Origin of the sequence: Marinobacter bohaiensis, from assembly GCF_003258515.1 — a bacterium.
Taxonomy (GTDB): Bacteria; Pseudomonadota; Gammaproteobacteria; order Pseudomonadales; family Oleiphilaceae; genus Marinobacter_A; species Marinobacter_A bohaiensis.
Window position 1 is genome coordinate 2,175,050 of record NZ_QGEH01000001.1, and the last position, 12,027, is coordinate 2,187,076.

At 66.7% G+C, this 12,027-nt stretch carries 7 protein-coding genes; 3 read left to right on the forward strand and 4 right to left on the reverse strand.

What is annotated here, in order from left to right:
- Positions 1-201: 201 nt before the first annotated feature.
- Positions 202-378 (reverse strand): DUF1328 domain-containing protein, encoded by a 177-nt coding sequence (locus DKK67_RS09780; RefSeq protein WP_111496168.1) that lies wholly within the window; start codon positions 376-378, stop codon positions 202-204.
- Between the two features lie 267 nt (positions 379-645).
- Here DKK67_RS09780 and recC point away from each other — a divergent pair, with 267 nt between their 5' ends.
- Genes recC through recD form a run of 3 tightly spaced genes read left to right on the forward strand, consistent with a single transcriptional unit; the run spans position 646 to position 10,030 of the window.
- On the forward strand, positions 646-4,158 hold the full coding sequence (gene recC / locus DKK67_RS09785) for an exodeoxyribonuclease V subunit gamma (RefSeq protein ID WP_204355762.1): 3,513 nt from the start codon (positions 646-648) through the stop codon (positions 4,156-4,158).
- Complete coding sequence (gene recB / locus DKK67_RS09790) at positions 4,155-7,871, forward strand: exodeoxyribonuclease V subunit beta (protein ID WP_111496170.1); 3,717 nt, start codon at positions 4,155-4,157, stop codon at positions 7,869-7,871. Before recC ends, recB begins: the two co-directional genes overlap by 4 nt.
- Complete coding sequence (gene recD / locus DKK67_RS09795; protein WP_111496171.1) at positions 7,868-10,030, forward strand: exodeoxyribonuclease V subunit alpha; 2,163 nt, start codon at positions 7,868-7,870, stop codon at positions 10,028-10,030. The genes recB and recD overlap by 4 nt, the downstream gene beginning before the upstream one ends.
- Before the next feature lie 8 nt (positions 10,031-10,038).
- On the opposite strand, the gene DKK67_RS09800 is transcribed toward recD, so the two are convergent.
- The 3 genes from DKK67_RS09800 to DKK67_RS09810 all read right to left on the reverse strand — a co-directional run bounded on the left by DKK67_RS09800 (position 10,039) and on the right by DKK67_RS09810 (position 11,989).
- Positions 10,039-10,512 (reverse strand): RES family NAD+ phosphorylase, encoded by a 474-nt coding sequence (locus tag DKK67_RS09800; protein WP_111496172.1) that lies wholly within the window; start codon positions 10,510-10,512, stop codon positions 10,039-10,041.
- Positions 10,509-11,033, reverse strand: a complete 525-nt coding sequence (parS, locus tag DKK67_RS09805) for a type II RES/Xre toxin-antitoxin system antitoxin (RefSeq protein WP_162628805.1) — start codon at positions 11,031-11,033, stop codon at positions 10,509-10,511. The genes DKK67_RS09800 and parS overlap by 4 nt, the downstream gene beginning before the upstream one ends.
- Before the next feature lie 98 nt (positions 11,034-11,131).
- Positions 11,132-11,989: an ion transporter gene (locus DKK67_RS09810; RefSeq protein ID WP_111496174.1), complete on the reverse strand. Its 858-nt coding sequence runs from the start codon at positions 11,987-11,989 to the stop codon at positions 11,132-11,134.
- Positions 11,990-12,027: the final 38 nt, after the last annotated feature.

The following is a 12,027-nucleotide window of genomic DNA, read 5'->3' on the forward strand; positions in this document are numbered from 1 at the left end:
ATTTAAGAAGTGCACGGAGTCGGTCTGTTTCGTCAAAAATGCGAACCAAACTGCAACTCCGTGTACGCCGGTTCGATTCCGACCCGCGCCTCCAATTTTTCCTGAAGATCCCGAAGACATCGCTCCCGACTGTTGATCCTTGTCGATCTCCCGGTTGCTGCCGTCATTGAGGCGAGGCGCAGGCCGTTCGCTTCTCGCAATTTATGGCCTTGGCCCGCGACCCCGAAACAGGTTCGCCAACACCGAAATCACCAGCAGCACCAGGAAAATAAAGAACAGGATCTTGGCGAAGCCAGCCGCGGTTCCGGCAATCCCGCCAAATCCCAGCACGCCGGCGATGATCGCGATCACCAAACAAACCAGTGCCCAATACAACATAACGGTTCCTCCTTGCTGTCCGATGCGATATCCGGACGGCGCTGAACGTCATTAACGTTCTTTCAACGTTGCACAGGAATTCAGTAACCACAAACCGTGAGTGCCGTTGCCACGTGAACTATGATGGCCAAGCAGTTGATTTGCAGGCGCATGACGGCTTTATTATGGTTTCTTCAGTTTGTGCTGGCGCGACAGATTTCCGACAATGGGCGACGCTTTCAGAAACCACTCCGCCCGGCTGATTCGGTAGCGCGCGGATTCCAGGGAATGACGATGCAGGCAGTTAACCGTTCAGCGTTGCCCACCGGCTTTCAGGTGATTCACGCCAATAAGCTCGAAGACTTGCGGGCGGTCACCGTGGAGCTGATTCGGAAGTTCCCCCTGGCGCCCCTGGAAAACGAAGTGTTCCTGGTTCACTCCAACGGCATCGCCCAGTGGCTCAAGCTGGCCCTGGCGCGGGATGCGGACGACCCGGAACTGCCGGGCAACGGCATCGCCGCCGCCATGGAGTTTTCCCTGCCGTCGCGCTTCCTCTGGAACGTCTACCGGACGGTGCTGGGCGAAGACCAGGTGCCCGAGCAGTCGCCGTTCGACAAGGATCGGATGACCTGGCGCCTGCTGCGCCTGATCCCCGAGCTGGCCGACGAGCCGGTGTTCGAGCCCCTGCAGCGATTCCTGCAGGGCAGTGAGGCGGAGCGGCGCCAGTACCAGCTCGCCGAGCGAGTGGCCGACCTGCTCGACCAGTACCAGGTGTATCGGGCCGACTGGCTGGACGACTGGGCGAGCGGCGAGGACCTGATTCGCGTGCCCGGTAACGACACCAAGCCGGTGCCCGACGAACAGCGCTGGCAACCGGCGCTCTGGCGGCATCTGATCGACGACATCGAGGCCAGCGTCGCCAACACCAGTCGCGCCGAAGTCCACACCCGGTTCCTGGAAACCGCTCGCACCCTGAATGACAGCAACCGGCCCCGGGGCCTGCCGCGCCGGGTGATCGTGTTCGGGCTGTCCTCGCTGCCGCAACAGACCCTGGACGTGCTCAGCGCCCTGGGGCAGTGCTGTCAGGTGATCCTCTGTGTCCATAACCCGTGCCAGTACCACTGGGCGGACATCATCGAGGACAAGGACCTGCTGCGCGCCGAGCGCCGCCGTCGGGACCGCAAACCCGGGACGCCGTCCACCCTCGACGACCACAACCTGCACCTCCACGCCCAGCCGCTGTTGGCCGCCTGGGGCAAGCAGGGGCGCGACTACATCCGCCTGCTGGACGGCTACGACGCGCCCGAGCATTACGCCCACTGGCTGGACCGGGTGGACCTGTTCCGCCCCAGCGACGGCGATAGCCTGCTCAACCAGCTGCAGAACGACATTCTCGACCTGAACCCGGTTCACGAGGCAACGCGCAGCGCTGAGAGCAACAGCAACGACACCTCCATCGTGTTCCACAGCACCCACAGCCCGTTGCGCGAAGTGGAAGTGCTGCACGATCAGCTGCTCGCCGCGTTCAGCGCCGACGACAGCCTCAAGCCCCAGGACATCATCGTCATGGTGCCGGACATCAACGCCTACGCGCCGCACATCGAGGCGGTGTTCGGCCAGTTGGATCCGGACGACGACCGCTACATCCCATACACGATTTCCGACCAGGGCCAGCGTCACCAGAGCCCGGTCCTGGTGGCGCTGGAGGCGCTCATGTCGCTGCCGGAGTCCCGGCTGGGTGTCAGCGACGTGCTGGACCTGCTCGACGTCGCGCCCCTGCGCCACCGCTTCGGCCTGACCGAGGACGACCTGCCGCAGTTGCACGACTGGATCCGCGGCGCCAACATTCGCTGGGGTCTGGACGATGCGCACCGGGCGTCGCTGGATCTCCCCGAGGGCCTGTTCCGCAACAGCTGGCTGTTCGGCCTGCAGCGCATGTTGCTGGGATACGCCACCGGTGACGGCGGCGCCTGGCAGGGCATTGAACCGTTCAGCGAAGTGGGCGGTCTGGAAAGCCGCCTGGCCGGCCAGCTCAACCTGTTCCTCGAGCAGTTGCAGCAATACTGGGCGCGCCTGCGGGAAGCGCGCACGCCGGACGAGTGGGCGGGCATCCTCAACCAGCTGCTGCGGGATTTCTTCGAGGAGCCGGAAGGCGACGACGTACTGCTGTTCACCCAACTGGAAACCGCCGTCGAACAATGGCTCGACGCCTGCCACGAGGCGCAACTGGATACGCCGCTGCCGCTGCACGTGGTGCGCGACGTGCTGCTGGAACAGCTCGACCAGGGCGGCCTGAGCCAGCGCTTCCTGGCGGGCAAGGTCAATTTCGCCACGCTGCTGCCGATGCGGGCCATCCCGTTTCGGCGCGTGTGCCTGCTGGGCATGAACGACGGCGACTACCCGCGCACCCAGCCGCCCATGGATTTCGACCTGATGGCCCGGGATTACCGCCCCGGCGACCGGTCCCGGCGCGAGGACGACCGCTTCCTGTTCCTGGAGGCATTCCTGTCGGCGCGGGACCAGTTCTACATCAGTTGGATCGGCCGCAGCATCCACGATAATTCCGAACGCCCGCCATCCGTGCTGGTCGCGCAGCTCCGCGACCACATCGACACGATCCGGCCGGTGCCTGAAGGCGGGCCGGCTCTGACCCACGCCCTGACCACCGAGCACCCGCTGCAACCGTTCAGCACTCATTACTTCCGGGACGACGCATCGTTGTTCACCTTCGCCCGGGAATGGCGCGCGGCGCTGGACCGGGACGCACCGATCGAACAGGCCTCGCTGCCCAGTCTCGACAGTCTGCCGGCCAGCGTGTTCGAGCAGCCTTTAAGCCTGGTGCAGCTGAGCCAGTGTCTGCGCCAGCCCGTCGCGGTGTTCTTCCAGCAGCGCCTGGGGGTCTATTTCGAGCGCAGTGAACTGGAGAGCGAGGACGAGGAGCCCATCGTGCTGGACGGCCTGGCCCGCTGGAAACTGACCGATACCCTGATCCAGGGCGTGCTGCGCCAGACCGACGACCGCGAGAACCTGCCGGCCCGGTTGCTGGAGACGGCCCAGCGGGCCATCGGTCGCGGCGAGCTGGCGCTGTCGGAGAGTCTGGCGGATCTGCAGGTGCGCCAGGCCATCGCGCCGCTGCCGGAACTGTTCGACCGCTACCAGGCGAAGCTCGCAGCCTTCCCGGAGGTCGAAGCGCTGACGCCGCTGCGCCTGTCCCTCGAGGTGAGCGACGACACGCTCTGGCTGGAAGACTGGGTCCGTGACCTGCGGGTGGACGGGCAGGGCGAGCGCATCCAGGTGCACCTGAGCAGCAGCAACCTGACCAGCCCGGATCGACGCTACCGCTGGCACCAGCTGTTGCGCCCCTGGGTGACCCATCTGGCAGCCAACGCGGTGCGCGGACCGGTGACGACCCACGTACTGAGCCAGGCCGGCGACGTGGCCTTTACCGGTTTGGATGCCTCGGCCGCCGAGGCCCGCCTGCAGAGTCTGATGCAGCTGTGGCTCGACGCCCATCGCACGCCGCTGCCGGTCGCGCCGAAGACGGCCTTTGCCTGGCTGGGCGCGGAAAACAAGGGCGAGGACGCCATGCAGCGGGCCGCGCGGGGCGCCTACGAATCCCAGTTCAAGTCCACCGGCGAGGCGGACGAAAGCGCCTACCTGCAACGCCTGTATCCCGATTTTGACGGCCTCTCGCAGAGCGGCGAATTCGCACGACTGGTAGACCGCCTGTATCGCCCCATCCGCGACAACGTCCACGGCGCCTCCAGTGCGAGTGCGCGCGCGGCCAAGGACACGCCATGACCGACAACCGCCTGGACCCGTTAACCTTTCCGCTGCACGGCAGCCGCCTGATCGAGGCCAGCGCCGGCACCGGCAAGACCTTCACCATCGCGCTGCTGTACGTGCGCGCGGTGCTCGGCCATGGGCCCATCGCCGAGGTGGGGCACAGCCTGACGCCCCGCGACATCCTGGTGGTGACTTTCACCGAAGCCGCCACCAAGGAACTGCGGGACCGGATCCGCGCCCGGCTGGCCGAAGCGGCGCAGTTGTTCCGCGTGGACCCGGTTGGCATCGATGCGACGACGCGGGCCAATGAGACCGACCCACTCAAGCGCCTGCGTAACGCCTGCGACGACGCCCTGTGGGCCTCTAACGCGCGCTTGTTGGAACTCGCTGCGGAATCCATGGACGAAGCCGCCGTGCACACCATCCACAGCTGGTGCTACCGGATGCTGCGCGAACACGCCTTCGACAGCGGCGGCCTGTTCCACCAGAGCCTGGAGACCGACCACTCGGAGCTCCAGGCCGATGTAGTTCGCGACTACTGGCGCACCTTCGTCAATCCGCTGTCTGTGGCGGGCGTGGAGACCTATCTGCAACAGCTGCGCACGCCGGACGACCTGCACGACGCCGTGCGCCCGTTGCTGTCGGCGCCGGACGACGGGGAGGCCATCTACGCCTCGCCGGAAGCCCTGATCGAGCCGGCCATGGCGGAACGGGCGAGCCTGTTCCAGCGGCTGCGCGGCGAGCTGAGCGAGGCGATCGAGGATTTTCGCGAGCGATTCCAGCAGGCCAAGACCGCCGGGCATATCAACGGTCGCCAGCTGCGTGCCGACTGGCTGGAAGGCTGGCTGGCCGGGCTCGCGGAATGGGCCCAGGCCGACGGCATGGCGTTGCCCAGCGTCAGCGACAAGGTCTGGGAAAAGCTGACCCCGGCCGGCGTCGAAGCCTGCTGGAAGAAAGGCGCGCCGCCGGTGGAGGCGCCGCTGGTGGCCATCGTTGAGGCCCTGGCGGCCGAACGCGAAAAGGAGATCCCCCGGGAAGCGCTGATCCGCCACGCTGCCCAGTGGAGCCGTCAGCGCCTGGAGCGTGAGAAACAGCGCCGCGCCGAGATGGGCTTCGACGATCTGCTCAGCCGCCTGGACGCGGCATTGCAGGGGCAGGGCGGTGAGCGCCTGGCGCGGGCGATCCGGCAGCAGTTCCCGCTGGCGCTGATCGACGAATTCCAGGACACCGACCCGGTGCAGTACCGCATCTTCGACGCCGTCTACACCGTAGCCGACAACGTCGCGGAAACCGGTTTCTTCATGATCGGCGACCCCAAGCAGGCCATCTACGCGTTCCGGGGCGCCGACATCCACACCTACCTGAAGGCGCGCCTGGCCACCGCCGGCCGCCACTACACGTTAGCGCGCAACTTCCGTTCGGCCCGGGCGATGGTCGAGGCGAGCAACCGCGTGTTCGAGCACGCCGACGCCACGTCCCCGCGCGGCGCCTTCCTGTTCCGCTCGGCGGACGGCAACAACCCGCTGCCGTTCAACCCGGTGGAGGCCCAGGGGCGCAAGGAGGATTTCGTGGTCGACGGTGAGGCGCCGCCGGCCCTGACGGTCTGGCACAGCGATCCCGAAGGCAACAAGGCCGATGCCACCGCCCGATCCGCCCAGGCCTGCGCCAGCGAGATCGTGCGCCTGCTCAATCTGGGTCGCGACGGCCTGGCGGGGTTCCGCGACGCCTCGGGCGACATCCAGCCGCTCGCGGCCGGTGATATCGCGGTGCTGGTCAACACCGGTCGCGAGGCGGATGCGGTGCGAACGGCGCTGGGCGAGCGTCAGGTGAAGAGCGTTTACCTGTCGGATCGTGCCTCAGTGCTGGACACCGTCCAGGCTCAGGACGTATTGCTCTGGCTGGAGGCTTGCGCCGAGCCCGAACGAGAGCGCCCGGTGCGGGCGGCGCTGGCCAGCTCAACCCTGGATCTGGACTGGGCCGAGCTGGATCGCCTGCGTCAGGACGAACTGGCCTGGGAGGCCGAGATCGAACGTTTCCGCACGTTTGGCCGCATCTGGCAGCAGAAGGGCGTGCTGGCCATGATCCGGCGCATGCTGAGCGCGTTCGAGGTGCCGGCCCGGCTGCTCCGCGAACCCAACGGCGAGCGCGCGCTGACCGACGTGCTGCACATCGCCGAGCTGCTGCAGCAGGCCAGCCAGCAGGTGGACGGCGAACAGGCGCTGATCCGGCATTTTGCCGAAATGATCGCTGACCCGTCCGCCGATGCCGACACCCGCCAGGTGCGGCTGGAGAGCGACGCCGACCTGGTGCAGGTGGTCACCGTCCATAAATCCAAGGGCCTGGAATACCCGCTGGTGTTCCTGCCGTTCGCCTCCGCCGCCCGGCCGGTCAATCCGTCGCGGCTGCCGATCCGCTGGCACGACGAGCATGGCCACATCCGGCTCACCTTCAAGCCTGACGCGGAGGTCATTGCCGCCGCCGACGAGGAGCGCCTGGGCGAGGACATCCGTAAGCTCTACGTGGCCCTGACCCGCGCGCGCTACGCCACCTGGATGGGCGCGCCGCTGCTGGGCAAGGAAACGCCCCAGAGCGCGCTGGCCGTGCTGAGCGGCTACGATGGCGACGCCGGCGACTGGGGCAGTGCCCTGCAGGTCCTGGCCGGCGACCACGCGGCCATCCGTGTGGAAGCAGAACCCGAGCCGGTTGATACCCGCTATACGCCACCGACCGCGCCCATACCGGGCCCGGCGCGGGTGCCGGCACGCCAGCCGGGCGAGCACTGGTGGATCGCCAGTTACTCCGCCATCCGCTACCAGCAGCCCAGCACGGTTGAGCCGGAGGCAGACATCAGCGCGCCCGGCCCCGAACCGGAAACCGCCGACGCCGAGCGTCTGGCCGAGGAGCGCGACCTGGCCCTGGCAGGGTGGCGCCCGCTGCGTCAGCCCAGTGCCAGCGAGCGGCGGCTGCATCGCTTCTACCGCGGGGCGGGGCCCGGTACTTTCCTGCACGGCCTGCTGGAGTGGGCGGCCGACAGTGGTTTCAGTAGCGTAGTGAACGCGCCCGAAGCGCTGCAGGAGATGCTGGTACGGCGCTGCGACATCCGCGGCTGGGGCCCCTGGGCGCAACCGCTGGGCCATTGGCTGACCGACCTGGTCCAGGCGGATCTGCCGCTGCCGGCGCAGCCCGATGGCAGCCAGGGCACGCTGACGCTGACCGACGAGCCCCTGATGGTGCCGGAGATGGAGTTCTGGATGGCCAGCCGCGATCTGGATATCCCGCGACTGGACGCGCTGGTGCGCCAGCACACCCTGGACGGACGCTCGCGTCCGCAAGCCTCGCCCATGACCGTCAACGGCATGCTCAAGGGCTTTATCGACCTGGTGTTCGAGCACGACGGTCGCTACTACGTGGCCGACTACAAGTCCAACTTCATCGGCACCCGGGACGAGGACTACCACGAGGCGGCCCTGGCGGAGGTGATCGCCGAGCACCGCTACGACCTGCAGTTCTGCCTCTACCTGCTGGCCCTGCATCGTCTGTTGCGCTCCCGGCTGCCGGATTACGACTACGACGCCCACATCGGCGGTGCTGTCTACCTGTTCCTGCGTGGTAATGGCGCCGAGTCCCGGGGCGTCTACAGCGAGCGCCCACCCAAAGCATTGATTGAGGCGCTGGATCGACTGTTCCGGGGCGAGACCCTCAACACGGAGACGGCGGACAGCCTATGACCGACGAACGCCCGCAACAGACCTTCGCCTTCGACGCGTCGCCGCTGGCCGATGCTGACACGGTGCTGGGGATTCTGCAGCAATGGGTCGACATGGAGTGGCTGCGACCGCTCGATCTGTCGCTGGTCCAGCTGCTGGCCCGCGAGGCGCAACAGGCCGGGCAACCGGCGGATCCGCTGCTGCTGATGGCGGTGGCGCTGGCCTCGCACCAGCTGGGCCGGGGGCATGTGTGCCTGGATCTGGCGACGCTGAACCGCCAGGGCTACGACGCCTTGCTGTCGCTGCCACCGGAAAACGAAGAGGCGCCGGAGAACCGGCTGCTGCCATCGGAAGTCCTGCTGGGCGTGGCCGAGGCGGAATGGGATCGGGCACTTGAACACCCGCTGCTCGTGGCCAAAGGGGAAGCGGCGGACGAGGACGACAGCCGACCGCTGGTGCGGGACGGCCTGCGCCTGTACCTGCGGCGCTACTGGCAGTACGAACGGACCATCGCTCGCCATATCGCGGCCCGCCTGCAGCGGCAAACGGCCCTGCAAGCGGCGGATTCCCCGCAAGCCGGCCACCTGAGCGACGCGCTGACGCGGCTGTTCGGCCCGGCCAACTCGGGGGAGACGACCGACTGGCAGCGCGTGGCCTGCGCCAACGCCGCCCGGCGCGGCTTCAGCGTGATTACCGGTGGGCCCGGGACCGGCAAGACCACCACCGTGGTGCGCATGCTGGCCGCGTTGCAACACGTGGCGCTGCGCCAGGGCGAGGGTGCCCGGGAGCGGATCATCCGCCTGGCGGCACCCACCGGCAAGGCCGCGGCCCGGCTCAACGAATCCATCGCCGGCGCGGTGGACAGCCTCGACCTGGAGGCCTTCGGCGACGCCGAACGCCTGCGCCGCGCGATCCTCACCGAAGTCACCACCTTGCACCGGCTGATGGGCAGCACTCCCGGCTCGCGGCATTTCCGGCACAACCGCCAGAACCCACTGCTGTTGGATGTACTGGTGATCGACGAGGCGTCCATGGTGGACGTGGAGATGATGGCCCAGGTGCTGGATGCGCTGCCCGAGGACGCCCAGTTGATCCTGCTGGGGGATAAAGACCAGCTCGCTTCGGTGGATGCCGGCGCGGTGCTGGGCGATCTGTGCCAGCGCGCGGGCGAGGGCGGCTACTGGCCGCAAACCGCGGACTGGCTCAACCGTGTGGCCGGCGAGCGCATCGACGCACAATATGTGGATGCCGCCGGCGGCGATCTGGAGCAGGGCATTACGCTGCTGCGCCACAGCTACCGCTTCGATGCCCACAGTGGTATTGGCCAACTGGCGACGGCGGTCAACCGGGCCGGGCAGAGCACCGCGCCGGCGGACGTGTCGCGGCTGTTCGACGCGGGCTACCCGGACATCGCGCGGGTACCGGTACCCCGGGACCCGGCCGCGACCATTCGCCGCCAGGGCGTGACCGGCAGCCCCGAGGCGTTTCCCAACGCCGGCGAAGGTCGACAGGACCGTGGCCAGGACATGCCACCACCGGTCGGGTACGCCCATTACCTGACGCGGATGCGGGAAACGCGCCCGGCGTTCGGGGCCGAGCAGGCCGCGCTCGACGCCTGGGCCCGCGAGGTGCTGCGAGCCCACAATCAATTCCAGATGCTGTGCGCCCTCCGGCGCGGTACCTATGGCGTGGAAGGGTTGAACGAACAGGTGGCCGGCGCCCTGCACGAGGCGGGACTGATTCCCGCGACGGAGGGCTGGTATGCCGGCCGACCGGTGCTGGTCACGCGCAACGACTACAGCGTGGGCCTGATGAATGGCGATATCGGCATTACCCTGGCACTGCCCACCGCGCCCGGTGAACGGCCGCTGCTACGGGTGGCTTTCCCCGCCAACGACGGCAGCGGTCGCATCAAGTGGGTGCTGCCCAGCCGCCTGCACGCCTTGGAGACGGTCTACGCCATGACCGTGCACAAATCCCAGGGCTCCGAGTTCGTGCACACCTGCCTGGTCCTGCCCGAGCGCAGCAACCCGGTACTGACCCGCGAGCTGGTCTATACCGGCATCACCCGGGCGCGGCACTGGTTCAGCCTGCTGGTGCCGGACGACGGTGTCTTCCGGGAAGCGATCGGTCGGGGCGTGACGCGGACATCGGGATTGCGGGCGGCACTGGAGAAATAGCCGGCGGATCAGTCGCTGTCGCGTGGGACCAGGCGCGGATCAAAATCCATCGGTATGGCCCGGGCGGCGGCGCTGACGGCTTTTGCCTCAGGGTGCTCGGGATTGAACAGGGCGTTGAACTGCTGCGGCACGACGCTGGAGCGAATGACCAGGGCTACAGCCGACTGCTGCTCAAGAAACGCGGTGCCGATGTCCTTCGTCGACGCCTGGGGTTCCAGGTCATTCCAGTCCTGCGGGTAGTCCTCGTCGTCGAGGTACGCGATGAGCGTGTCCGGCACATCCACTTCGAGCAGGACGTAGTCCTTGAGCGAATCCTCGGACTTGAGGTGGACCAGGATTTCAAGCTGGGCGAGGGCGATGCTGTCCGCCAGATAGACGGCGGGATGCCCCTTGTCGTTCCACCGGCCCCCATAGAGCCGCGCACCTTCGCCGGAAAAGGCGGTGTCCCGGTGCCGGCTCTTGGTGATCCGGACGAACTTCATGAAAAGATGCCGTGCTCCAGGCGGCCGATCAGGTCCTTGACGACGTTGCGGCCGGCCTCCAGTTCGATCAGCTCCATCGGCATTTTATTACCCAGCGCCCGCTCCGGGGACTTGAGCCAGCGCCGGGCGGCGGCCTCGTTGCCTTCAAACAGCTTTAACGTGGCCGAGAAGATGTCCAGCAGCGCCACCGTGTGATCGGACAGGTCGGTGTCGAGCTTGCGCTCCTGCCGGCGGCGGTCCAGGGTCCGCTCGGACACCCGCAGCAGCCGCGCCAGCTCCCGGTCGGAAATCGCCAGTTTGGCTTTCAGGCGCTCCAGGGTGGCGACGCCGACGCCCTTGCGAACCCGCGCGATGGAAGCCACGCCGCCCTTGGCCGCACTCTTGCCGGAGCACGTCGACGGCTTGATCACGAACTTGCCGGCGTTGGGGGCAAATTCCTCGGGCGAGACCCCGGCGGTCCCGCTTGCCTGTTTGCCGCCCGATGCGACGTTGCTTTCTTCCAGTTGCGCTTTACCCGTCATGTCAGCCTCCGCCATATGGCGAACTTGATATCGTCATTTGTCATTGTACGCCGCTGCCGAGCGGTTAACAATTGAGCGGCTGCGCAAAAGCGCAGGCGTCAGCCCCGATGGCGTTGTTCGCCGCCAGGATCGGCGGGCAGTCGGTTGTTCAGCATCTCCGTGAGACCATTCAACTGCTGCTGCACGTCGTCCAGCTTGCGGGCCATGTCGTCCCGTTCGCGGTGCGCCTGCTCGGCCTCGCGGCTGTTGTGCTCGGCGCTCATCACTTCCAGGATCACGCCGATCATCATGTTCAGGAACACGAACGCGGTCAGGAAGATGAACGTCAGGTAGAACAGCCAGCTCAGCGGGTAGGCCGACATGGTTTCGTACATGACGTCGGTCCAGTCCTCGAACGTCGCTACCCGGAACAGCGTCAGCATGGCTACCGCCACATCGCCCCAGAGTTCCTCGTTGATCCTGGCGAAGAACAGCGAACCCATCGCGGCGTAGATGTAGAAGATGATGAACATCAGCAGGGCGATGTAGCCCATGCGCGGGATGGCCTTGAGCAGGGAATTGATCAGGAAACGCAGCTCCGGCACTACCGACACCAAACGCAACACGCGGAACACCCGCAGCAGCCGGCCCAGCAATACGGCGTCGGAATTGTCCAGCGGCACCAGGCTGCCGACGACGACGATGGTGTCGAACAGGTTCCAGCCGTCCAGCAGGAAGCGCTTCTTGTCCGGGTAGACGATGAACCGAAACACGATCTCCAGCAGGAAGAACACGGTGATCGCGCTGTCCAGGAACAGCAGCGACTGTTCGACCAGTTCCGGCAGATCATAGGTCTTGGCGCCGATGGTCAGTGCCGAGAGGATGATGATGGCAATGACCGACGTCTGGAACACTTTACTGGATTCGATGCGGCGCAGGCTTCCCAGCACCGATCGCAACTCCGTCGGGTACGGCATGGCGGACTGTCTCCGAAAAAACACGATGGTGCGGAATT